Origin of the sequence: Cupriavidus pauculus (assembly GCF_022179805.1) — a bacterium.
GTDB lineage: Bacteria > Pseudomonadota > Gammaproteobacteria > Burkholderiales > Burkholderiaceae > Cupriavidus > Cupriavidus pauculus_E.
The window spans coordinates 417,361-441,158 of record NZ_BPUO01000001.1; the positions used below are offsets into that span (position 1 = coordinate 417,361).

The 23,798-nt window shown below is 65.9% G+C and carries 23 protein-coding genes; 11 read left to right on the forward strand and 12 right to left on the reverse strand.

From position 1 onward, the window contains the following. Positions 1–61: 61 nt before the first annotated feature. A complete protein-coding gene (locus MFF62_RS02110; protein ID WP_238259273.1) occupies positions 62–703 on the reverse strand; it encodes a glutathione S-transferase in 642 nt (213 codons plus the stop codon). A 175-nt stretch (positions 704–878) separates the two neighbouring features. Between MFF62_RS02110 and MFF62_RS02115 the strand changes: the two genes are divergently transcribed. From MFF62_RS02115 to MFF62_RS02130, 4 genes are all read left to right on the forward strand, one after another. Continuing rightward, entirely contained in the window at positions 879–2,402 is a 1,524-nt protein-coding gene (locus tag MFF62_RS02115; RefSeq protein WP_238259274.1) for a 3-hydroxyacyl-CoA dehydrogenase, read from the forward strand. A 74-nt stretch (positions 2,403–2,476) separates the two neighbouring features. Next, positions 2,477–3,256: an oxepin-CoA hydrolase, alternative type gene (locus tag MFF62_RS02120; protein ID WP_238259275.1), complete on the forward strand. Its 780-nt coding sequence runs from the start codon at positions 2,477–2,479 to the stop codon at positions 3,254–3,256. A gap of 73 nt (positions 3,257–3,329) precedes the next feature. Beyond that, positions 3,330–4,406, forward strand: a complete 1,077-nt coding sequence (locus MFF62_RS02125) for a phosphotransferase (protein ID WP_238259276.1) — start codon at positions 3,330–3,332, stop codon at positions 4,404–4,406. Between the two features lie 400 nt (positions 4,407–4,806). Continuing rightward, positions 4,807–5,811, forward strand: a complete 1,005-nt coding sequence (locus tag MFF62_RS02130) for a Bug family tripartite tricarboxylate transporter substrate binding protein (protein ID WP_238259277.1) — start codon at positions 4,807–4,809, stop codon at positions 5,809–5,811. A gap of 86 nt (positions 5,812–5,897) precedes the next feature. On the opposite strand, the gene ggt is transcribed toward MFF62_RS02130, so the two are convergent. Next, complete coding sequence (gene ggt / locus MFF62_RS02135) at positions 5,898–7,802, reverse strand: gamma-glutamyltransferase (protein WP_238259278.1); 1,905 nt, start codon at positions 7,800–7,802, stop codon at positions 5,898–5,900. 231 nt (positions 7,803–8,033) lie between these two features. Between ggt and MFF62_RS02140 the strand changes: the two genes are divergently transcribed. From MFF62_RS02140 to MFF62_RS02155, 4 genes are all read left to right on the forward strand, one after another. Beyond that, positions 8,034–9,740 (forward strand): vWA domain-containing protein, encoded by a 1,707-nt coding sequence (locus tag MFF62_RS02140; RefSeq protein ID WP_238259279.1) that lies wholly within the window; start codon positions 8,034–8,036, stop codon positions 9,738–9,740. Positions 9,741–9,761: 21 nt separating this feature from the next. Beyond that, on the forward strand, positions 9,762–10,364 hold the full coding sequence (locus tag MFF62_RS02145) for an RNA polymerase sigma factor (protein ID WP_238259280.1): 603 nt from the start codon (positions 9,762–9,764) through the stop codon (positions 10,362–10,364). Next, a complete protein-coding gene (locus MFF62_RS02150; protein ID WP_238259281.1) occupies positions 10,361–11,674 on the forward strand; it encodes a hypothetical protein in 1,314 nt (437 codons plus the stop codon). The genes MFF62_RS02145 and MFF62_RS02150 overlap by 4 nt, the downstream gene beginning before the upstream one ends. A gap of 89 nt (positions 11,675–11,763) precedes the next feature. Next, positions 11,764–13,007 (forward strand): IS3 family transposase gene (locus MFF62_RS02155; RefSeq protein ID WP_238259282.1). Its coding sequence is split into 2 segments (ribosomal slippage): positions 11,764–12,117 and positions 12,120–13,007, totalling 1,242 coding nucleotides; the frame shifts between segments, so codons are not numbered across the junction. A gap of 65 nt (positions 13,008–13,072) precedes the next feature. On the opposite strand, the gene MFF62_RS02160 is transcribed toward MFF62_RS02155, so the two are convergent. Then, the gene (locus MFF62_RS02160) at positions 13,073–14,233 is read right to left on the reverse strand and encodes a CAP domain-containing protein (RefSeq protein WP_238259283.1); all 1,161 of its coding nucleotides are present in this window, start codon (positions 14,231–14,233) and stop codon (positions 13,073–13,075) included. A gap of 225 nt (positions 14,234–14,458) precedes the next feature. Continuing rightward, positions 14,459–15,403 carry a LysR family transcriptional regulator gene (locus tag MFF62_RS02165; protein ID WP_238259284.1) on the reverse strand — a complete coding sequence of 315 codons (945 nt, stop codon included), beginning with the start codon at positions 15,401–15,403 and terminating at the stop codon, positions 14,459–14,461. A gap of 162 nt (positions 15,404–15,565) precedes the next feature. Here MFF62_RS02165 and MFF62_RS02170 point away from each other — a divergent pair, with 162 nt between their 5' ends. The 3 genes from MFF62_RS02170 (at position 15,566) to MFF62_RS02180 (ending at position 18,329) form a co-directional block, all read left to right on the forward strand. After that, positions 15,566–16,828, forward strand: a complete 1,263-nt coding sequence (locus MFF62_RS02170) for an acyl-CoA dehydrogenase family protein (protein WP_238259285.1) — start codon at positions 15,566–15,568, stop codon at positions 16,826–16,828. Between the two features lie 126 nt (positions 16,829–16,954). Beyond that, complete coding sequence (locus tag MFF62_RS02175) at positions 16,955–17,647, forward strand: glutathione binding-like protein (RefSeq protein ID WP_238259286.1); 693 nt, start codon at positions 16,955–16,957, stop codon at positions 17,645–17,647. A 316-nt stretch (positions 17,648–17,963) separates the two neighbouring features. Then, on the forward strand, positions 17,964–18,329 hold the full coding sequence (locus MFF62_RS02180) for a helix-turn-helix domain-containing protein (protein WP_238259287.1): 366 nt from the start codon (positions 17,964–17,966) through the stop codon (positions 18,327–18,329). 48 nt (positions 18,330–18,377) lie between these two features. On the opposite strand, the gene ureG is transcribed toward MFF62_RS02180, so the two are convergent. The 8 genes from ureG to MFF62_RS02220 are packed head-to-tail and all read right to left on the reverse strand — an operon-like array spanning position 18,378 to position 23,793. Beyond that, complete coding sequence (gene ureG / locus MFF62_RS02185; protein WP_238259288.1) at positions 18,378–19,001, reverse strand: urease accessory protein UreG; 624 nt, start codon at positions 18,999–19,001, stop codon at positions 18,378–18,380. Between the two features lie 19 nt (positions 19,002–19,020). Then, complete coding sequence (locus MFF62_RS02190; RefSeq protein WP_238259289.1) at positions 19,021–19,713, reverse strand: urease accessory protein UreF; 693 nt, start codon at positions 19,711–19,713, stop codon at positions 19,021–19,023. Beyond that, entirely contained in the window at positions 19,710–20,168 is a 459-nt protein-coding gene (locus tag MFF62_RS02195) for an endonuclease domain-containing protein (RefSeq protein WP_238259290.1), read from the reverse strand. The genes MFF62_RS02190 and MFF62_RS02195 overlap by 4 nt, the downstream gene beginning before the upstream one ends. A gap of 12 nt (positions 20,169–20,180) precedes the next feature. Further along, complete coding sequence (gene ureE, locus MFF62_RS02200) at positions 20,181–20,753, reverse strand: urease accessory protein UreE (RefSeq protein WP_238259291.1); 573 nt, start codon at positions 20,751–20,753, stop codon at positions 20,181–20,183. Between the two features lie 4 nt (positions 20,754–20,757). After that, complete coding sequence (gene ureC / locus MFF62_RS02205) at positions 20,758–22,476, reverse strand: urease subunit alpha (RefSeq protein WP_238259292.1); 1,719 nt, start codon at positions 22,474–22,476, stop codon at positions 20,758–20,760. Then, positions 22,476–22,781 carry an urease subunit beta gene (locus tag MFF62_RS02210; RefSeq protein WP_238259293.1) on the reverse strand — a complete coding sequence of 102 codons (306 nt, stop codon included), beginning with the start codon at positions 22,779–22,781 and terminating at the stop codon, positions 22,476–22,478. The genes ureC and MFF62_RS02210 overlap by 1 nt, the downstream gene beginning before the upstream one ends. A gap of 21 nt (positions 22,782–22,802) precedes the next feature. Further along, positions 22,803–23,441, reverse strand: coding sequence for a HupE/UreJ family protein (locus tag MFF62_RS02215; RefSeq protein ID WP_238259294.1), 639 nt, complete (start codon positions 23,439–23,441; stop codon positions 22,803–22,805). A 49-nt stretch (positions 23,442–23,490) separates the two neighbouring features. Further along, entirely contained in the window at positions 23,491–23,793 is a 303-nt protein-coding gene (locus MFF62_RS02220) for an urease subunit gamma (RefSeq protein ID WP_238259295.1), read from the reverse strand. Positions 23,794–23,798: the final 5 nt, after the last annotated feature.

A 23,798-nucleotide genomic window follows, 5' to 3' on the forward strand; every position in this document is an offset into this window, starting at 1 on the left:
GGGGAGCAAAAACCCAGGGTAGAGCGAGAGCCGATCGCTCTACCCTCTTACCTAGTACCTCTTACCTGTTCCGGCTCAGCATCAACTCCGTATTCGCCTTGCGTTCGGCGTTGACCTTCTGCACCGAGGGCCGTTCGGCCATCGCCTTCAGGTATTCCTTCACCGGCAGGCCCGCCAGCAGGTCTTCGCCATAGATGATCTTCGTGCACGACGAGATCAGCGGCAGGTGGCACACCGCGGCGCAATCGGCCAGCGTGAAGGTGTCGCCGGCGATGTACGGCGAGAACTTGACCAGCTTGCCGAAGGCCGGAACGTACTTGTCCAGCAGGCCGCGCTGGCGCTCCTTGACGCGGTCGCTGACCTTGCCGCCGAAAAACGCTTCCGCATACAGCTCGCGCGCGGTCAGTTCCAGGTACAGCTCCAGGAACGTGACGATCTCGCGCACCTTGGCGGCCTGGAACGGGTCCTGCGGCAGCAGCGGCGCCTGGATGTAGGTGGTCTCCAGGTACTCTGCAATCGTTTCGGACTCGCACAGCGGGCCGGCATCGGTGATGATGTAGGGCACCTTGCCCAGCGGCGATGCCGACAGGTCGGTCTCCCCGATCCACGCCAGCACTTCCTCGAACGGCAGGTTCTTTTCCAGCAATGCCAGCTTGACCTTGTTGTAGTAATTGCTGGCGGCAAAACCGCAGAGCTTCAGCATGTCGTCTCTCTCCAGATTGGTTGGAATCGCTGGTGTCGACCCGGGGCCGCACCGCCGCTCCCTGCCCTGCCCCGTATGGCCGATCAGCGCACGCCGCATGCGCGGCGCCTCTGTCGCGAAAGGTGCAGAAAACGTACGATCGTGCTAATTTAGCCACAACTTTTTTGGACCAACAATGAGCAATTCCACTATCCAGACGCTGGGCATCGTTGGCACTGGCGCCATGGGCCGAGGCATCGCCCAGATCGCCGCCCAGGCCGGCCTGACCGTACATCTGTTCGACACCAACGCCCAGGCCGTGGCCGCCGCGCGCCAGTACCTGCAGGATACGTTTGCCAAACTGGCCGACAAGGGCAAGATCAGCGCCGCCGACAGCGAGGCCGCCCTGGCCCGCGTGAAGGCCGCCAGCGCGCTGGAAGACCTGTCCGGCTGCGACATGGTGCTGGAAGCCATCGTTGAACGCCTCGACGTCAAGCGCGACCTCGTGGCCAAGCTCGAAGCCATCCTGCGTGAAGACGCCGTGATTGCGTCGAACACGTCGTCGCTGTCGATCACGGCCATCGCCGTGGGATCGAAGCTGCCGGGCCGCGTGGTGGGCTACCACTTCTTCAACCCGGTGCCGCTGATGAAGGTGGTGGAGGTCATCGACGGCCTGTCGGGCGACCCCGCCGTGGGCGACCGCCTGATGGAGCTATCGCGCCGTATGGGTCACACGCCGGTGCGTTGCAAGGACATGCCGGGCTTCATCGTGAACCATGCCGGGCGTGGCATGAACATCGAGGGCCTGAAGGCCGCGCAGGAAGGCGTGGCCGAGTTCGTCGACATCGACAACATCATGCGCGAGCAGGCCGGTTTCCGCATGGGCCCGTTCGAGCTGATGGACCTGACCGGGCTGGACGTGTCGCACCCGGTGATGGAATCGATCTACAACCAGTTCTACCAGGAAGCGCGCTACCGTCCGTCGCCGATCACGCAACTGCGCTATACCGGCGGCCTGCTGGGCCGCAAGACCGGCGCCGGCTTCTACGCGTACCCGGAAGGCCAGAAGCAGGTGCCAGCCGCCAAGGCCGTGCCTGATGCCCGCCCGTCCAGCGTCTGGGTGAGCCGTGCCAATGAGCGCGGCCATGCGATGGCTGTGAAGCTGCTGGGCGCACTGGGCGCGACCGTCGAAGGCGGCAACCAGCCGTCGGCCGACGCACTGATCGTCGTGACGCCGCTGGGCTTGGACGCCACCACCGCCGCGCTGCAGGAAGGCCTGGACGCCACGCGCGTGGTCGCCATCGACACGCTGCTGCCGTTCGAAGCCACCAAGCGCCGCACGCTGATGACCACGCCGGCCACCAGCGCCGCCGCCCGCGACGCCGCGCACGGCCTGTTCGCCAGCGACGGCGTGCCCGTGACCGTGATTCGCGACTCGGCCGGCTTCATCGCCCAGCGCATCATCGGCTGCATCGTGAACATCGCCAGCGACATCGCGCAGCAACGCATTGCCACGCCGACCGATATCGACCTGGCCGTGAACCTGGGCCTGGGCTACCCGAAGGGTCCGCTGGCACTGGGCGACACGATCGGCGCCGGCGTGATCCTGGAAGTGCTGCGCAACATGAACCAGCTGACCGGCGACATGCGCTACCGCCCGAGCCCGTGGCTGTGGCGCCGTGCGGGCCTTGGCCTGTCGCTGCTGACCGAAGAAGCCTGATCGAGTGGGCGCCCCGCCGAGACACGGGGCGCCCTTTTTGCATTTGCATCCCTGCCCCAGATAACGAGGCTGCCATGACTGCCCAACTGCTGTCCGAACGCGTCGACGCGACGCTCGTCCTGACCATCTCCAACCCCGAAGCCCGCAACGCGCTGCATCCGGACATCTATGCCGCGTCGCAGGAAGCGCTGGAAGTGGCCACGCGCGACGACTCGATCCGCGCCGTGGTGCTGACCGGCGCCAATGGCGTGTTCTGCGCCGGCGGCAACCTGAACCGGCTGCTCGGCAATCGCTCGCAGCCGCCGTCGGTGCAGGCCGAGAGCATCGAGACGCTGCACCAGTGGATCGAATCGTTCCACGCGTTTCCCAAGCCCATCATCGCCGCCGTGGAAGGCCCCGCCGCGGGCGCCGGCTTTTCGCTGGTGCTGGCCTGCGACTATGTGGTGGCCGCCAGCGACGCCAAGTTCGTCATGGCCTACGTCAAGGTGGGCCTGACGCCCGATGGCGGCGGCTCGTACGAAATTGCGCGCATGCTGCCGCGCCAGCTAGCCAGCGAAATCCTGATGGAGGGCAAACCAGTGGACCCGGCCCGTCTGGCACACTTCGGCATCGTCAATCGCGTGGTGCAACCCGGCCACGCGCTGACCGAAGCGCTGCGCATCGCCGAGAACCTGGCCAAGGAATCGCCCAATGCCGTGCGCGGCATGAAGTCGCTGATCAACCATGCGGGCACTGCCACGCTGACCCAGCACCTGGCCGCAGAGCGCGACAGCTTTGTCGCCGCGCTTCACCACGCGGATGGCGGCGAAGGCATCACGGCATTCCTGGAGAAGCGCAAGCCGAACTATCGGTAATCCGACGTCGGCAACCCCGACAGCACGCCTTCGACAACGATCACAAAACAACGATATTGCGGAGAGAGACAAGATGAGCAGCAACGTATCGCACTTTGAAGGAACCCGCCCCGTGGCAGACCAGCAGCGCTTTGACGTGGGCGCGCTGGAAGCCTGGATGCGCGAGCATGTGGAAGGCTTTGCCGGCCCGCTGACCGTGGAGCAGTTCAAGGGCGGGCAGTCCAACCCCACCTTCAAGCTGATCACGCCGGGCCAGACCTACGTGATGCGCGCCAAGCCGGGCCCGAAGGCCAAGCTGCTGCCGTCGGCGCACGCCATCGAGCGCGAATACCGCGTGATGAAGGCGCTGGCCGGCACCGATGTGCCCGTGGCCCACATGTATGCGCTGTGCGAGGACGAGGATGTCATCGGCCGCGCGTTCTACATCATGGAGTTCGTCAGCGGCCGCGTGCTGTGGGACCAGTCGCTGCCGGACATGACCACCAGCGAACGCGGCGCGATCTACGACGAGATGAACCGCGTCATCGCCGCGCTGCACTCGGTGGACTACAAGGCCATCGGCCTGGCCGACTACGGCAAGCCCGGCAACTACTTCCAGCGCCAGATCGAACGCTGGAGCAAGCAGTACAAGCTCTCCGAGACCGAATCGATCCCGGCCATGGACCAGCTGATGGCCTGGCTGCCCGAACATATTCCGCAGGAAGACGCCGACCTGACCAGCATCGTCCACGGCGACTACCGGCTCGATAACCTGATGTTCCACCCCACGGAACCCCGGGTGCTGGCCGTGCTGGACTGGGAGCTGTCCACGCTGGGCCATCCGATGGGCGATTTCGGCTACCACTGCATGAGCTGGCATATCCAGCCGGGCCAGTTCCGCGGCATCGCCGGCCTGGACCACAAGGCGCTGGGCATCCCCGACGAAGCCACCTACCGCCGCCTGTACGAACAGCGCACGGGCCGCCCGATCACCGGCGACTGGAATTTCTACCTCGCCTTCAGCATGTTCCGGATCGCCGGCATCCTGCAGGGCATCATGAAACGCGTGGTCGACGGCACGGCGTCGTCGGCCCAGGCACTGGACGCCGGCAAGCGGGCAAGGCCGATGGCGGAAATGGGCTGGGAATACGCGAAGAAGTCGGGGGCTTGAGGCGGTTTTTGTTAGCTCCCTAAGTGGCTCCCCTCTCCCTCTGGGAGAGCCCCCTGCCTTGCTCCCCTCTCCCCCTGGGAGAGGGGTTGGGGGTGAGGGCCAGCGGTTCAAACCGCGACAGTCGTAATTTGAACCGCCAAGCCCTCACCCCCAGCCCCTCTCCCGCCATGCGGGAGAGGGGAGCAAGACATCGCAAGCGGGAACGCCTCAATGTCATCAGACAACTGAGCACAAACCCGCACCTTTCCGCGCTCCCTCCCCGCCCTTCTCACCTGTTTTGTCCCTACATTTACGCCGCAAGTACTACGTGTTTTCCCGATAGACCCAAGCGGCAAGCGGGCATACACTCCAGCCAATCGTTGTACGACGACTGATGATAAGTGTTGACTGGAGACACAGCATGACCTCTTCTCGCCGCCAATTTCTTGGCCAGCTTCCGGGCCTCGCGGCCCTTGGTACGGTCGGCACGTCCGGCATCCTCGCGCCGGCTTCGGCCTGGGCCCAGGACAAATGGCCGGTCAAGCCGATCCGCCTCGTGGTGCCCTACCCCGCCGGCGGTTCGTCGGACATCATTGCCCGCCTGATCAGCAAGCAGCTTGGCGAAGCGCTGGGCCAGCCGATCGTGGTGGACAACCGCCCGGGCGCCAACGGCAACATCGGCGCCGCCGTGGTGGCGCAGGCCGGCACGGACAACCACACGCTGCTGCTGTGCGACGTGGGTGCCCTGGCCATCACGCCGTCGGTCTATACCAAGCTCACGTTCAATCCGGACAAGGACCTGAAGGCCGTGGCCATGCTGGCCTACTCGCCGCACCTGCTGGTCGTGCATCCGTCGGTGCCGGCCAACAACCTCAAGGAACTGGTCGAGCTGTCGCACAAGCAGACGCTGAACTTTGCCGTGACCGCCATCGGCAGCGCGCCGCACCTGGCCGGCGTAGCCGTGCAGCAGGCCACCAAGGCGGCCTGGCAATACGTGCCGTACAAGGGTGGCGCGCAGGCGATTGCCGACACCGTGGGCGGCACCGCGCAAGTGCTGATGAACGGCATGCTGGCCACCTACCCGCACGTGCAGTCGGGTAAGCTCAAGCTGCTGGCAGTGTCCAAGCGCACCCGCATGGCGCTGGTGGGCCAGACGCCGACCATCGCCGAAAGCGGCGTGCCGAATTTCGAATCGGGCACCTGGCAAGGCGTGATGGCACCGTCGGGCATGCCCGATGCGCTGGTCCAGCGCATCAATACGGAACTGATCAAGATCATCCGCACGCCCGAGATCCGCGCCAATCTGGCCGGTCAGGGTGCCGAGGTGGTGACGATGTCGCCGGCCGAAACCGCCAAGTGGTTCCAGGCTGAAGAAAAGCGCTGGGCCACCGTGGTCAAGGCGGCAGGGGTCAAACTGGACGCCTAAGTCTGGTATCAAAAAAAGCAGGAGCAGTACTGAAACGGGCGCGAATTTCGCGCCCGTTTTTTTATGCTGCAGCCATCCTGCGTGCGTCAGTCACCCAGCGCCACACCCTCGCGACGCGGGTCCGCACCACCGGCCCATACCGGCTTGCCGTTGACCGTCTTGCGCATGATGACCTGCGTGCCACTGGTCATCTCGATCTCGGCCACCTGATGGCCTTGCTGCTTCAGCGCCTCCACCAGTTGCGGCGTGACCAGGCCCCGCTCCACCTCGGTCGGGCCATTGCGGCTGCCGAAGTTGGCCATGCCTACGGCCTGCTGCACGTCCATGTCCCAGTCGAGCAGGCCCACCAGCGTCTTCGACACATATTCGATGATCTGCGACCCGCCCGGCGACCCCAGCGCCGCCACCAGCTTGCCGCTCTGGCGGTCGAACACCAGCGTCGGTGCCATCGACGAACGCGGCCGCTTGCCCGGCGCCACGCGGTTGGCCACCGGCTTGCCGTTCTCGCTCGGCGCGAACGAGAAATCGGTCAGCTGGTTGTTGAGCATGAAGCCGCGCACCATGATGTGCGAGCCGAAGTACGACTCGATGGTGGTCGTCATCGACAGCGCGCCGCCACGGTTATCCACCGCCACGATCTGCGAGGTCGAAATGCGCGGGGGCGAGCGGTCCGGTGCAAAGGCCACCTTCACGCCGGGCGGCGTGCCGGGCTGGGCCTTGCCCATGCTCTTGTCGCCGATCAGCGCCGCGCGCTCGGCCAGGTAGTTCGGATTGACCATCGCGGCCACATCCACCGGCACGAAGTCGGCATCGGCCACATACAGGCCGCGATCGGCGTAGGCCAGCCGGTCAGCCTCGGAAACAGCGTGGACGGCCAGCGGATTCGGCTCCACCAGTGACGGCAGGCTCACCTTCACCGGCTTCAACGCGGTCAGCGCATAACGCGGGTCCCGCTTCTCCAGCGCTTCGAGCGTGCCCAGGATCTGCGCGATGGCAATGCCGCCCGACGACGGCGGCGGCATGCCGCAGATCTTCCACTGCCGGTAGTCCGTGCAGACCGGCACGCGGACCTTGGCCTTGTACCCCTTCAGGTCGGCTTCGGACAGGCTGCCGGCGTTCTTGTGCCCGTTGACCTTGGCCGCGATATCGCGCGCAATCGGACCGTTGTAGAAGACGTTGGGGCCGCTCTTGGCAATCTCGCGCAGCGTCTGCGCCAGTTGCGGGTTCTTGACGAGCGTGCCAACCGGCTTGGCCTTGCCCTGCGCATCGAGGAAGTAGGCCGTCATCTCGGGCGAACCACCCATGAACTTGTCGGCCGCCACCTGCGTGTAGAGCCGCTGCGACATCGGGAAGCCCTTGTCCGCCAGGCGGATGGCCGGCTGGAACAGGCGCGCCCACGGCAGGCGCCCGTGCTCGCGATGCGCCATTTCCAGCGCGCGCAGCACGCCGGGCACGCCTACCGAGCGTCCGCCGACCTGGCCTTCGGAAAATTCCATCGGCTTGCCGTCGGGGCGCAGGAACAGGTTTTCCGTCGCACCGGCCGGCGCGGTTTCGCGGCCATCGTAGGCCTGCACACGCTTGCCGTCCCAGTACATGATGAATGCGCCGCCGCCAATGCCCGTGGCTTGCGGCTCAACCAGCGTCAGCACGGCCTGCATGGCCACGGCGGCATCGATGGCCGAACCGCCGGCCCGCAGGATTTCGCGTCCCGCCTCAGTGGCCAGCGGATTGGCCGCCGCTGCCATGTGCTTCTGCGCGTAGCTGGTGGTCATGTCCGGGCGATAGCCCGAAGACACTTCGGGTGCCGGCGGCATGGCTGCCTGCGCGGCCGGCGCGGAAGCCGGGGCCGCAGTGGCCGCAGCTTTGCCTGCGTCCTTGTCGGTGGTGCCGCAGGCGGCCAGCAGCGCGGTCAGCGCCACCGCCAGCGTGGCGCGCCAGGGCGCGGAATGGGAACCTGAAACCTTGAAAGGTGCTGCCACATCGTCGGTCATGCCGTGTCTCCTGGGGGGAAGCTCAGGCGATTGTAGCGGCGAAAGTGACGAACAGTGACGAACGAACATGCGAATGGTCCGAGCTCGTCACGCCTCGCGGTGCCCTTCTCCCACCGACCCCGAGGAAACCCCAAGGCTTTCGCAACAAATTTGCGCCCGCGCAACCCCGGATCCGCCGATGCCCCGTTACATGGCAGTCCAGCTCAATGCATGCCCAACAAGGAGAACATCATGCGCCAGAGGTTTCTGCTATCCGCCATCGCATCGTGGCTTGCGGTGGGCCTGGTGGCCTGCAGTGGATCGGGGCCGGTGGGGGAACAGGCTGACGTGACGCCGCCCACGGCTCCGCGCGCCATCGAGCCTTCGCCCCCCCTTGCGGAGCACAAAGCCATGTCCGATGCTGCGCCGTCGCCGTCGCCGTCGCCAGCACCGGCACCGGCACCGTTTGCGCCACCGGCATCCGTGGCCCTGTACAGGCACGCACCGGCCTACGCGATGCCGCAGCAAGACCGCGAGCAATACGCCACGATCGAGGATGCCGGTGTGAAACAGGTGGCCCAGGCGCCCGTCTCCACGTTCAGCATCGACGTCGACACCGGCAGCTACAGCAACGTGCGCCGCATGCTCAATGCAGGCCGGTTGCCGCCATCCGACGCCGTGCGCGTCGAGGAACTGGTCAACTACTTCCCCTACGACTACGCCGCACCCACCGACGGCAAGCCGTTCGCCGTGCATACCGCGCTCGCGCCGGCGCCGTGGCGGCCGAAGAACGTGCTGCTGCGCATCGGCATCAAGGGCCAGGACGTGGCGCGCGCGCAGTTGCCCGCCGCCAACCTGGTGTTCCTGGTCGATGTCTCCGGGTCGATGGAATCGAAGGACAAGCTGCCGCTGCTGAAGTCGTCGCTGAAGCTGCTGGTCGGCAACCTGCGGCCGCAAGACCGCATCACGCTGGTCACCTATGCAGGCAGCACGCGTGTGGCACTGCCGCCCACGCCCGGCAGCGAGAAGGCGGCCATCGCCAGCGCCATCGATCAACTCGTGGCTGGCGGCAGCACGGCCGGCGCCAGCGGCATTGCGCTGGCCTACCAGGCCGCACAGCAGAGCTTCATTACCGGCGGCATCAACCGCGTGCTGCTGGCCACCGACGGCGACTTCAACGTGGGCATCACCGATTTCCGGCAGTTGAAGAGTATGGTCGAGGAAAAGCGCAAGTCGGGCGTGTCGCTGTCCACGCTCGGCTTTGGCACCGGCAACTACAACGACCGGCTGATGGAGCAACTGGCCGATGCCGGCGACGGCGCCTACTCGTACATCGACAACCTGATGGAAGGCAACAAGGTGCTGGTCAGCGAGATGAGCTCGACGCTGGCCACGATCGCCCGCGACGTGAAGATCCAGGTCGAATTCAACCCCGACACCGTGCGCGAGTACCGCTTGATCGGCTACGAGAACCGCATGCTGGCGCGTGAGGACTTCAACAATGACAAGGTCGATGCGGGCGATATCGGCGCGGGCCACACGGTCACGGCGCTCTATGAACTGACGTTGACCGATGCCCCCGGCCTGATCGACGACCTGCGCTACCGGCCGGCCACCAAGGCAAGCGGCGGCGACGAACTCGCCCATGTGAAACTGCGCTTCAAGCGGCCCGCTGCGAAGGCCAGTGAACTGACCGACCTCACGGTTCGACGCCAGGCCATTCGGCCGCTGGCGCAGGGCGATGCCGACTTCCGCTTTGCCGCGGCGGTCAGTGGCTTTGGTCAGGTGCTGCGCGGCGGCAAGTTCACGGGCGACTGGACATTCGACCAGGCCCTGGCACTGGCCCGCGATGCACGCGGCGCCGACAGCTTCGGCTATCGCGGCGAGTTCCTGAAGCTCGTGTCGCTGGCGCAGTCGCTGCAGACCACGCCAGCGCCGACCACCCAGGGTGCCCGCTGACCGCCGTCTATACTCGTTGCCATGACACCTGTGCAAGCCGCCCCCGATATCGCCGCGCTGCCCGACGCCGACCTGATGCTGCTGGTCGCGGGCGGCGTCATCGAAGCGCCCATCGCCGAACTGTTCCGCCGGCATAACGGCGGCCTGTTCAACTACGTGGCGTGGCTATGCCGGGGCGACACCGGCGAGGCCGAGGACATCGCGCAGAAGACCTGGATCCAGTTGATGACGCGCTGCGGCGACTACACGCCCACCGCCGCGTTTCGCACCTTCCTGTTCCAGATTGCGCGCAATGCCTGGCTCGACCAGGTACGCAGCGCGCATGCACGCTTGCGCGAGTCGCTCGACGAGCAACAGGCCGAGATACCCGCCGATGACCTGACGCCGGAAGCCGAGGCGCAATTGCGCCAGCATCTGGCCAGCGTGCGCCAGGCGCTGCTGCAACTGCCTGTGGCGCAGCGCGAGGTTGTGGTGCTGCGCTACTTCAGCGACATGAGCGTCGAGGAAATCGCGGCCACGCTGGGCGAGAAATTCGAGACCGTCAAAAGCCGGCTGCGCTATGCGTTTGCAAAGCTGCGATCCGTGCTGGACGACGGCGCGATGATGCAGGAGACCCGGCCATGAGCGCGGCGCCTCCCGACCATCGCCCGCTCGATGCCGCCGAGCGTTTCATCGACGGCGAAGACCGGCTCTCCGCGCTGCTGCGCGAACTACCGCCGTTCGAGGCGCCCGCCTCCCTGGCCGTGGCGGTGAGCACCGCCGCGCGCGCGGTGCAGGCACGCATGGTGGCCGAGGCGGAACGCGATGCGGACCAGACGGCGGCGCGTGCTACCGCGCCATCGCCAACGTTCGTCGCCCCGCCCGGCCTTGCCGACAGCGTGATGCGTGAAGCGGCCGCGATGCAGGCCGCGCAGCAAGCGCGACGTCAGGCCGTATTCGACCAGATGGCGCAGGGCAAGCCAGCGGCCGATGTACTGGGGGCACACGTGAGCGAAGCCACGGAAGCCTGGCTGCAGACCCAGGCCGCAGCGCATCGGCAAACCCCAGTGGCGCCACGCACGCCACAGCGCCCGGCACGGCTGTCGCGCTGGTGGAAATCGCTCGGCGTCGCGGCCACCGCGTTTGCCGTCACAGGCCTGGCCACCAAGCTCGTGCTGACCCAGCTCGACGATGGCACACCGACGACCGCGTCGCTATCGTCGACCGTCATGCTTGCCGAGGCGCCGGCGCCGGTGGCGTCGGCACCCGCACCAGCCGAATCTGTGCCGCCTGTTGCCGCAGCAAAGGCCGCGCCGGAGGTGTTGCCCGAACGCGTCGCACCGAAGGCTGAGCCGGTGCGCAAGCCCACGGCCCCGCCACCGACCGCTAGCAAGCAGAGTGCCCCGGCCGCGCCCACCGTATTGGCGCAGGCCGAGCCGATGACACCGACTGCGCCGATTGCCCCGGCACCGGCAGCCCCCGCGCCACCGATGCAAGCGCAACCCGACGCAGCGCCAGCGTTCGCACCATCAGCACCGCCACCGCCCTCAGCCGCGGCCGCACCGGCTCCCGCCATGGCCGCGGAAATGCGCGCGCGGCGTGCGCCACAGTCGGCGTTGATGTCGGCTCCGGCACCGGCACCGGTTGCATCGATGACCGCGCAGGCGGAAGTGGCAACGGAACACGCAACTGCCAGGATGGCCGGGAAATCGGCCACCGTCACGCTGGAAGACGATCCGGCGTCGGTGGCCATGCAGTGGCGTCCCGGCAAGTCGCTGCACGTCTGGAGCGCCGAGCCCGACAACGCGGCCGTCCGTGACTGGGTGGCACGGCTCTGGGCCGCCATGCCGACCGATGCGCGCCCCGCTGCGCCCTATGGCATCGGGCGCGACGACGGCCTGGCGCGCGGACAACTGCGCATCGAGCAAAGCGCGGCACCGTCCGACACCAAATAAAAAAAGGGAGGCAATGCCTCCCTTTTTTCTTCACCCTGACTCGTCCTGAATAAGGTTGACACTTTTCTCGCAGTGATGAGGAGAGTGCCTTGGAGGCGGATCGGAAGCGAACCCAACGTGACTACACGCTGGCTTTTAAGCTGGCGGTGGTGGAGGCAGTAGAAAAAGGCGAACTGACGTACAAGCAGGCGCAACACAAGTACGGAATCCAGGGGCGGTCCACAGTGCTGGTATGGTTGCGCAAGCACGGATTACAGGACTGGAGCGGCTCGTTGCCACAGGGCGCCCGGTACGCCACGATGAAAAATCAAGACAAGACCAAACCGGGCACGCCGGAGCAGCGTATCAAGGAACTGGAGGTCCAGTTGCGCGAGGCGCAGGAGAAAGCGCGGTTGTTCGAAGCGGTGATCGACGTGATCCAGAAGGAGCACGGGGTTCGCATGGTAAAAAAGCCTTCGGGCAAGTCCTCGCGCAAGAGCTCGTCCAAGGGCTAAGCGTTAGCAGGGCTTGCCGTTACATTGGCATCAGCCGGCAGGCGTACTACAAGCGTCGCCACAGCGAACTCAAGCAGACCGCTCGGGATGCCAGTATTTGCGCCATGGTCACCGAGGTGCGGCTGCGCCAGCCACGCATGGGCACGCGCAAGCTGCAACAGGTCTTGCGAACTCCGCTGGAGAAGGCGGATATCCGGGTGGGCCGTGACCGGCTGTTCGACGTTCTGCGTGCGGCCAGGCTGCTGGTGAAGCCGCTTCGGGCCTATCACAAGACCACCCACAGCCATCACCGCTTCCGGCGCCACCCGAGCCTGCTCAAGGATGGGCCGCGGAAGGTAGTGCCCAATGCGGCCGAACAAGTCTGGGTTGCCGACATTACGTACCTTCCCACCGCCCGGCAGACGGTCTATCTGAGCCTGGTCACGGACGCCTACTCGCGAAAGATCGTGGGCTACCACGTCCATGACAGCCTGCAGACCGAGCAGGTGAGCCAGGCGCTGAAGATGGCGCTGCGCTCGCGCCAGACGCGGCAACCACTGATACACCATTCGGACCGTGGAATTCAATACTGCTCCACTTACTACCAGGCCATCCACGAGCGGCATGGCCTGACCTGCTCGATGACCGACGGCTACGACTGCTACCAGAACGCTCTGGCCGAACGCATCAACGGCATTCTCAAGGGCGAATTCCTGCTGAACCGACCAAATGACCTGCAGCAAGCGACCCGCATGGTGAGGGAGTCTGTCCGGATCTATAACCGGGAACGGCCACATCAGGCACTGAAATACAAAACGCCCGATGAGATCCATCGGGCGTCGGTTGCCTTGGCCCAATAGGGGCCGTCCGCAGCCAAAAAAGCTGTCAACCTATGTCAGGACTTGACACCCACGACGCAGCGTGCTTACAGCGTGGTGAACGACCAGTTCAGGTTCACGCCCTGCCCGTTCAACGTGCCGCCGACGGTCACGTTGTAGCGCGTCTTGCTGGCCAGCGGCGTACGCGGCGTGCAGATCGCCAGCCCGCTCGCGGCGCTGGACATGCCCGACGTACGCGCATCCACTTTCTCGCACGGAATGTTGTTGCCTGACGCGTCGGTGATCGAGAACGTATCGGCATTGAACGTCAGCGACGTGTTGACGGACTGCACGGTCACCGGGTAGCCCATGGTCTTGCCGGCGTACGACGGCGCGGGGTTCGGGCTTTCGTTGTTGACCCAGCTTACCGGCACGTCGGCCTGGCCGTTATACGGATACGCGACCATCTGGTTGTCGGCGCCGCCCACGCTGCGGTCGGCCAGGTCGATGGTCTGGTAGTAGTACGCCTGCGTGCCGCCGCTGCTGCCCGCACCGACGCTTTCGGCAAAGCCGCTGCCGGCCGAGCCGTAGCTGCCCAGCAGCGCCGCGCGGTGGAACGGTGCGTCGACCAGATCGACCACGAGCTGGTCCTTGGGCGTCATCGACAGATTCGCGCCGGCTTGCGACGTCCAGCGGTTGGCGCCGGCCACCACTTCGGCCGTGGCATTGCTCGAATACGCGGCCTGGATGCGGTCGTTGGGCGCCGCGCCGGTGTAGCCGGTCTTGCCCGACTGCTCGTCGTGCGTCAGCGTGTTGTTGGCCAGCATATAGGCCGTGTGGTTCTGCGCCACGGTGTTCAGTGCATCGCGCGCCGTCAGCGGCGCCAGGCCCACCTGTTCGCGGCGATAGTTGGCGTAGCACAGGCCCGCGCTGCGCGCATCGCCCAGCACCGTGTAGCCCGACACGCCCGTGCCGCGTGCAGGCAGCAGCGCGACCGAACCGGTGACCGGGGCCGGCGCGCTGCCGGACACTGTGTAGCACGCGCGGTCGGTGCCGCCCGTCGTGGGGGCGCCGGCGGTGGGGGCGGCCTGGCCGTTGGCGGCCGACTGCGCGGCGTTGCCCGATTGCGGGGCGCCACTGGACGTTGCGGAACTGCCGCCGTCACCGCCGCCACATGCGGCCAGCGTCAGGGCCGCGCAGGCGGCGATGGCGCCGAGGGCAATCGGTCGTCCGTTGATGAAAGCAGTGCGCAAGTGTTTCCCTGGCATGTGGATTCGCCTCGATGTCTCTGGTCTGGAATTGGGGAAACTGCCCGCATCCCGGCGCATGGGCCGGGACGACGCCTGGGCGCTGCTGCGCCACGAATGTGAGGCGTCCGGGACAGATGGAACGGGGTGATGGTAAGGATGCCTACCAACACCGTCCATCTTTCGAACATTTTCTTACGCTGTGATCCGAGCGCGCTGCACGCCGCCCGGCCGAGGTGCGTGGCCTCAGGTGTCGGCGCCGCCCGACACGTCCGTCATGCCGCTTCCGAGCGAGTTCATCACCGCCATCAGCTGCTCGCGCAGCCAGCGGTTGGCGCCATCGTTCTCGCCGCCGGCGTGCCAGTACAGGTGCAGTTCCAGCGACGGCACCTTGAACGGCAGCGACAGCAGCCGGTTGGCATACGGCTCGTTGGCGATGCGCGCGTAGCGCAGCGGCAGGGTGGCCAGCAGGTCCGTGCAGCTGACCACGCGGCAGGCGGCCGCGTAGTGCTGGCAGCGCAGTCGCACGCGGCGCGTCAGCCCCATGCGATGCAGCGCCTGGTCTTCCAGCCCGGCGCCCCGGCGCCGCGACGACACGTGCACGTGCTCGGCCGCCAGGTAGCGTTCCAGCGTCAGTTCCTTTTTGACCAGCGGATGGTCGCGCCGCGCCAGCACCACCATCGGATCGGACATGAACGCGCCGTGGTGGATGGCCGGCGACACCGGCAGCAGGATGTCGATGGCGGTGTCCAGCGTGCCCGCCAGCAGTTCCGACTCCATCTCGCGGCGGTCGAAGCGGATGGCCGCGATTTCCACGTGGGGCGCCAGCGCGGTCACACGCGCCATCAGCGGCGGCAGCAGCGTGCTTTCCAGCGCGTCGCGCATGCCGATGGTGAAGCGTCGCGTGGTGTTGGCGGGGTCGAAGTGTGGAGTGTCCTGCAGCGTGCGCGCGAACGATTGCAGCGCGCTGCGCACCTCGCCCGCCAGCGAGCGGGCCAGCGGCGTGGGCGCCATGCCCTGCCCCCGCCGCTCGAACAGCGGATCGTCGAACAGCGTGCGCATGCGCCCCAGCGCATGGCTCACGGCCGGCTGCGTCAGGTTGAGCTGGCGCGCGGCGGCCGTGATGCTGCCCTCGCTGTAGATGGCGTCGAACACGACGAAGAGGTTGAGGTCGATCCGGCTCAGTTGCATGGCACCTTCCTGCGCGCTGAAGCATCAATGTCGCGCATTCTGGCATGGAATGCAGCGAATTGATACTGACCAATCCAGAAAATTCATTTTTCTAATTTGCAGCGTTCCGCTAGAGTAGCCACAGTCGGCACGGCGTGCCCACCAAACCCACGAGGAGACCCCATGGATTTCGAGTACTCGCCCAAGGTCAAGGCCATGCAGGCCAGGCTGCTGGCGTTTTTCGACCAGCACATCTATCCGAACGAAAAGCGCTTCTACGCCGAGGTGCAGGCCAATCGCGAAGCCGGCAACGCGTGGGTACCGACCAAGGTGGTCGAGGAACTGAAGCCGCTGGCCCGCGAGGCCGGCCTGTGGAACCTGTTCCTGCCGCGCTCCAAGCGCGCGCCCGAAGGCCTGTCGAACCTGGAATACGCACCGATGTGCGAGATCATGGGCCGGGTGCCCTGGTCGGCCGAAGTGTTCAACTGCGCCGCGCCCGATACCGGCAACATGGAAACGCTGGAGCGCTACGCATCGGAAGAACTGAAGGACCAGTGGCTGGAGCCGCTGCTGCGCGGCGAGATCCGTTCGGCGTTCCTGATGACCGAGCCGGCCGTGGCATCGTCCGACGCCACCAATATCGCCTGCCGCATCGAGCGTGACGGTGACCACTACGTGATCAACGGCACCAAGTGGTGGTCGTCGGGCGCCGGCGATCCGCGCTGCAAGGTCTACATCGTGATGGGCAAGACCGATCCCGAGGCAGGCCGCCATGAACAGCAATCGATGATCGTGGTGCCGGCCGACACACCGGGCATCACCATCAAGCGCTTCCTGCCCGTGTTCGGCTACGACGACGCGCCGCACGGCCACATGGAAATCGAGCTGAAGAACGTGCGCGTGCCGGCTGGCAACATCCTGCTGGGCGAAGGCCGTGGCTTCGAGATCGCCCAAGGCCGCCTGGGCCCGGGCCGTATTCACCACTGCATGCGCAGCATCGGCGTGGCCGAGCGCGCGCTGGAACTGCTGTGCAAGCGCAGCCTGGAACGCGTGGCATTCGGCAAGCCGGTCGCCCGCCAGGGCGTGACGCAGGAACGCATCGCCGATGCGCGCTGCGACATCGAGATGGCGCGCCTGCTGACGCTGAAGGCCGCCTACATGATGGACACCGTGGGCAACAAGGTGGCCAAGGCCGAGATCGCGATGATCAAGGTGGTGGCACCGAACGTGGCGCTGCGCGTCATCGACAACGCCATCCAGGTTCACGGCGCGGCCGGTGTGTCGGGCGACTTCCCGCTGGCCAACTGGTGGGCCCACCAGCGCACGCTGCGCCTGGCCGATGGTCCGGACGAGGTCCACCGCAACGCCATTGCCAAGCTGGAACTGGCCAAGCACATGAACGTGAGCGCGGACCGCATCCACATGCCGGTGACGCGCGGTTCCTGACCGTCACGTCCACTTAGCTGTACGAGGAGGCCCGGCCATGCGCCGGGCCTTTTTCATGCACCGTCAGCAGGGTTATTCACTCTGTGCTTAAATGCCCCGGCCAATCTTTCATGGAGAGCGTTGTACATGATTGACGTCTACAGCTGGGCCACCCCGAACGGCCACAAGGTCCACATCATGCTCGAGGAATGCGGCCTCGAGTACCGGGTTCATCCCATCAATATCGGTGCCGGCGACCAGTTTGGCGCCGACTTCCTGAAGATCAGTCCCAACAACAAGATCCCGGCGATCGTCGACAGCGACGGCCCTGATGGCCAGCCGATCTCGCTGTTCGAGTCCGGCGCGATCCTGTTGTACCTGGCCAGCAAGACGGGCAAGTTCCTGCCCGAGGATGTACGTGGCAAGTACGATGCGCTGCAGTGGCTGATGTTCCAGATGGGTGGTGTCGGGCCAATGCTGGGCCAGGCGCACCATTTCCGCATCTACGCGCCCGAGAAGATCGAATATGCGGTGAACCGCTACACGAATGAGGCCAAGCGGCTGTACGGCGTGATCGACAAGCAGTTGTCGACCCATGCCTGGCTGGCCGGCGACAGCTACTCGATCGCGGATATCGCCACGTTCCCGTGGCTGCGGAGCTGGCAGAACCAGGGCGTGGATCTGGACGACTATCCGCACCTGAAGCGCTGGTTCAACGAGATTGCCGAGCGCCCTGCCGTGAAGCGCGGCGTCGAGGTACTGGCCAAGGAACGCAAGCCGCTGCACACCGACAAGGAGCGCGAGGTCCTGTTCGGCGCCACGCAATATCAGCGTCGCTAGGGCCTATGTGAGCACGTCCGGCGCGCCCATGTGGTGGGTATTCACTTGCGCCGGCGTTGCCTGAATGACACATCGGGAGAAATCGATGCCGGGTGCGGCATCGATCGCCAGACCTGACTTGAGGCATCAACCTTGCCTGTAATCGCCGGCCGCTCGGCCATCTGTGCCGCATTGCGGACACTTGCATCCCCTACGATGCACATGTGGCACCGATAGAACGACGACCTATAGGTTGTCGTTCGCCATACGTCGAACCCTTAGGCTCGACCGACTTAGCGACTTACTATCCACAAAGCAGCATATGACAGCAGATCCATTGAAGCTGTTCGGGCGGCATTTGACCTGGCTGCGCAAACAGCGCGGCTGGTCTCAGGAAGCCCTGTCGTTGGAAAGCGGCCTGGCAAGATCGTACCTCAGCGGCATCGAACGCGGCACGCGCAATGTTGCGCTATATAACATTTGTACCCTCGCCGACACGCTTGGTGTTGCGCCCAATGAGATGCTTGACTTCAAAAAGCATCCTGTGGAAGGCGCCGTGGCAGAGGTCCCGCGCTCGCCGTTCGAGCCGGAGCAGTCGCCTGCAGTACAGGCCACGCTGCGATATATGTCGGAGCTGAACGACGTCGACCGCGACGTCGTGGCGGGTGTGGCGCGCGCACTGGCGCGCCGGCACGTACGCTGAAGCGCCCTGCCCCCAGCAGGGGCGGCGCTCGGGCAGGCGCATGCGAACTTACACGTTCAGCATGCCCTGCTGCTCGATGAAGGCAATCACCTGTTCCAGTCCTTGTCCGGACTTGACGCTTCCCATCACGAACGGCCGCTCACCGCGCATCTTGCGCGTGTCGCTTTCCATGATTTCCAGCGACGCGCCCACGTAAGGTGCCAGGTCGGTCTTGTTGACCACCAGCAGGTCTGACTTCGTGATTCCCGGTCCGCCCTTGCGCGGAATCTTCTCCCCTCCCGCCACATCGATGACGTAGATCGTCAGGTCGGACAGTTCCGGGCTGAACGTGGCCGCCAGGTTGTCGCCACCCGATTCGATAAAGACCACGTCGGCATCGGGAAAGCGGGCCAGCATGCGATCCACCGCCTCCAGGTTGATCGACGCATCCTCGCGGATCGCAGTGTGCGGGCAGCCGCCCGTTTCCACGCCCATGATGCGCTCGGCCGGCAGCGCGCCCGAGATGGTCAGCAGGCGCTGGTCTTCCTTGGTGTAGATGTCGTTGGTGATGGCCACCAGGTCGTAGCGGTCGCGCATGGCCTTGCACAGCATTTCCAGCAAGGTGGTCTTGCCGGACCCTACTGGGCCGCCCACGCCAACGCGCAACGGAGGATTCTTCTTGGTACGGGTCATGATCGGATTTCCGAAGGAGCTATGAGCGGAACAGCCGGGAGTACTGCGTCTCGTGCCGCGCGGACAAGACTCCCAGCATCGGAGAAAACGTGGAAAGCCGTGGCGGTACGGCATCGGCGCGCTGCGCCGCCTCTTCCGCGGCGTCGAGTACATGGCCGTGCAGGCCACGCAGCATCCGCTGGCCAGCTACCTGGCCTAGCGGCACGGCCTTGATGGCGGCCGCCACCTGATTTTCGGCCCAGTTGAACGCATAGGCGGCCAGGCCATCGCGCTCGCCGATGTCCAGCGCCACGCAGGCCGCCGTGAACGCCGTGGGCAGGCACAGCGGCGACAGCACGCGCAACATCTCGCGCATCGGCTCGTCACCCCACTCCATCTGTCCCACCAGCTTGGCCAGCGACCAGCCCATCTGCTCGGTTTCAAGCCGCAATTCAGACGTTTCGCGCGTAACGTGGAACCAGTCGTTCCACCTGGCCACCGCCGCGTGGTCACGCGCCAGCCAGGCGCGATGGAGCAGCAGCCAGACCGGCGCCTCGCACTGGGCCTGCACGTGTACAAGGTTGTCGCGGATCCAGCGCTCGGCCGTGGCGGCGTCGGTCACCATGCCGCAGTCGATGGCGGCCTCCAGCCCTTGGGAATAGCTGAAGCCACCAATCGGCAGCGCGGGCGATGCGAGGTGCAGCAGGGAGATGAGTTGCGGGAGGTGGGTCATGGCAGCACGGCCCGACGGACGGTTTCCAGCACGCCGTCGATTTCCTGATGGAACTGGTTGTTCCAGAAACGCAGCACGGTGTAGCCCTTTTCGCGCAACCAGGCGTCACGGTCGAAATCGTTGAGCGAGCCGTGCTGGCTGCCGTCGGCTTCGATGATCAGGTTGTGCTCCTGGCAGAGGAAGTCGGCGATGTAGGGGCCGATGGGGGCTTGGCGTTTGAATTTGAGGCCGAGCAGGCGACGGTCGCGCAGGTAGTACCAGAGGCGCTCTTCCGCCGGTGTCTGCTGCGTACGGAGCTTGCGGGCGAATTCGTGGGTGTTCAGGCGCCGGCCCTCACCCCCAGCCCCTCTCCCAGAGGGAGAGGGGCTGGGGGTGGTGCTGTTAGCACCGTTGGTTTGCTCCCCTCTCCCGCTTGCGGGAGAGGGGTTGGGGGTGAGGGCAAGCCTTTGATCCACGATCACATCCGTTCAATGCCGATGTCCGCAGTGTTCGTCATGCACGTGGTCATGCCCATGATCGTGGTCATGGTGATGCGCGAACACTTCCTGCGCCTTTGCATAGTCTTCCGCAAACGTCGCATCGTGCCCATGCTTGTGCCCGCCGCCATACGCGCCGGCTTCGGGCTCGAACGGCTGATCCGAGCGTTCAGCCTGCACACCAAGCCGCGCCAGCATATCCGCCAGCACCGCGTCGTATTCCAGCCGCAGGTAGTCGCGTCCCACTTCCACTGGCGTATGCCGGTTGCCCAGGTGATACGCCGCGCGCATCAGGGCCTGCGGATCGCTGGCGCTGACCTGCAGCACCGCTTCGGCCGCTGCCTGTACTTCGACAAACGTGCCGTCCTCGGCCACCAGCAGATCGCCGCCGCGCAGCACGGTACCGCGCGGCAGGAACAGCGCGGCTTCGGTGCCGTTGTCGAGCACCGCGCGCAGGCGGCTCTTGCTGCGGTCGCCGAACGGCAGGACGAGCTTCGGGGCGCGGCGCACCAGCACGGGAGCGATACCGTGCGGGGCCGGCAGAACTTTATCGATCTTGATCACGGCGTCAGAACAGGAAGTAACGTTGCGCCATCGGCAGCACGGTGGCGGGCTCGCAAATCAGCAACTGCCCGTCGGCCACGACCTGGTAGGTCTCGGGGTCGACGGTGACGTTTGGCTGCCAGTCATTGTGCACCATGTCGCGCTTGCTGACGGTGCGGCACCCGCGCACGGCCGCCAGCGTCTTGGCCAGTCCGTAGCGCTCGCCCACGCCGGCCGCGAGTGCCGACTGCGAGACAAACGTCAGCGACGACCTGGGCAGCGCGCCACCCGCCGATGCAAACATCGGCCGGTAGTGCACGGGCTGCGGCGTCGGGATCGACGCGTTGGGGTCGCCCATTGCCGCCGCCGCGATCATGCCGCCCTTGAGGATCAAGCTCGGCTTCACGCCGAAGAATGCCGGCTTCCACAGCACCAGGTCGGCCCACTTGCCCACTTCGATGGAACCCACCTCGTGCGCGATGCCGTGGGTCAGCGCCGGATTGATCGTGTACTTGGCGATATAGCGCTTCACGCGGAAGTTGTCGTGGCCGCCGCGCGCATCGTGCGGGTCGCCAGGCAGCTTGCCGCGCTGCGCCGCCATCTTGTGCGCGGTCTGCCACGTGCGGATGATGACCTCGCCCACGCGGCCCATGGCCTGCGAGTCGCTGGAGATCATCGAGAACGCGCCCAGGTCGTGCAGGATGTCTTCGGCCGCAATCGTCTCGCGACGGATGCGCGATTCCGCGAACGCGATGTCCTCGGCGATGGCCGGGTCCAGGTGATGGCAGACCATCAGCATGTCCAGGTGCTCGTCGAGTGTGTTCACGGTGTACGGCCGCGTCGGGTTGGTCGACGACGGCAGCACGTTGGCCTCGCCGCAGACCTTGATGATGTCGGGCGCATGGCCGCCGCCGGCGCCTTCGGTATGGTACGTATGGATCGTGCGGCCCTTGAACGCGGCGATGGTTGCCTCGACAAAGCCGCCTTCGTTCAACGTATCGGTGTGGATGGCCACCTGGGTATCGGTGGCATCGGCCACGGACAGGCACGTATCGATGGCCTGCGGCGTGGTGCCCCAGTCCTCGTGCAGCTTCAGGCCGATGGCGCCGGCCTCCACCTGTTCGGTCAACGGTGCCTGCTGGCTGGCATTGCCCTTGCCCAGGAATCCGATGTTCATCGGATAGGCATCGGCGGCCTGCAGCATGCGTTCCATGTACCACGGCCCCGGCGTGACCGTGGTGGCAAACGTGCCCGTGGCCGGGCCCGTGCCTCCGCCGATCATCGTCGTCACGCCGCTCATCAGCGCCTCGTCGATCTGCTGCGGGCAGATGAAGTGGATATGCGTGTCGATGCCGCCCGCGGTGACGATCATGCCTTCGCCGGCGATGACCTCGGTACCCGGCCCGACCACGATCGTCACGCCGGGCTGGATATCGGGATTGCCGGCCTTGCCGATGCTGGCGATGCGGCCATGCTTGAGCCCGATGTCGGCCTTGACGATGCCCCAGTGGTCGATAATCAGCGCGTTGGTGATCACCGTGTCGACGCAGTCGGCGGACATGCGCTGGCTCTGCCCCATGCCGTCGCGAATCACCTTGCCGCCGCCGAACTTCACTTCCTCGCCGTAGATCGTGTAGTCCTTCTCCACCTCGACGATCAGGCCGGTGTCAGCCAGGCGCAGTCGGTCTCCGGTGGTGGGGCCGAACATCTCGGCATAGGCCTGCCGCGAAATCTTCACGCTCATCACAGCGCTCCCATGATCTTGCCGTTGAAGCCATAGACGATGCGGTCACCGTCCAGCGCCACCAGTTGCACCGTGCGCGACTGGCCTGGCTCGAAGCGCACGGCCGTGCCGGCGGCGATATCGAGTCGGAAGCCGCGCGCGGCCTCGCGGTCGAACGCCAGTGCCGCATTGGTTTCGTAAAAGTGGAAATGCGACCCCACCTGTACCGGCCGGTCGCCGGTATTGGCGACGGTAACGCTGACCGTCGCGCGGCCCACGTTCAGCTCGATCTCGCCGTCCAGCGGCATCAGTTCACCGGGAATCATCGCCGTGCTCCTGTGCGGACTTCAGGCCACCAGCAGGCCGATGCCATACAGCGCCACGCCCGCCCCTGCCACGCGTGCGATCCAGCCCGCGTGACGGCGCAGGAACGCGCCGGCGCCGATGCCCATCACGTGCAACGTCATCGTGCTCACGGCAAACCCGCCTACATAGGCCAGCACGCCCGGCAGCGCCGCAGCCGTTGCCGGCAGTTCGGCGCAGTGTGCATAGCCGTGGAACAAGGCGAAGCCGCCCACGATGGCCATGCCGGCCATTGCCGACAGACGCGCGCGCACGGCCACCAGCAGGCCGATCACCAGCAGCGACACCGCGATCATCGGCTCCACGGCCGGCAGTGCCACACCGCCCAGGCCCAGCGCGGCACCCACGAGCATCATGGCAACGAACGCCAGCGGCAGGCGCAGCAGGTCCATCTTCGACGTGTCGCCGCCGAACGCGCCCTTGGGCGTAGCGGCCAGCGCGCTCCAGACGCCCACGGCGGCCATGGCCAGCAGGTGGTCGGCGCCCGTGAACGGGTGGGCCAGGCCGGCGAACAGGCTGGCACCGACGGTGGCGCCGTCATGGCCCGGATGCGCGAAGGCCGATGCGGTGGCCAGCGACAGCGTGGCGCCGGCAATCAGGCGCGAGCGGAGGTTGCGATGCATAGGGTTCATCCTCTTCTTGTTGAGCGTTCGTGTTTGGGCGATCAGGTAGTCAGACGATCGGGTGATGCACGGTGACGAGCTTGGTGCCGTCCGGGAAGGTGGCTTCCACCTGGATCTCCGGAATCATCTCGGCCACGCCGTCCATCACGTCCTCGCGCTTGAGCACTGTGGTGCCTTCATGCATCAGCTCGGCCACGGTGCGGCCGTCGCGCGCGCCTTCCATGATGGCGGCGGTGATCAGCGCCACCGACTCGGGATAGTTGAGCTTGAGCCCGCGCGCGCGGCGGCGCTCGGCCAGCAGTGCGGCGGTGAAGATCAGCAGCTTGTCTTTCTCGCGCGGAGTCAGTTCCATGTCGA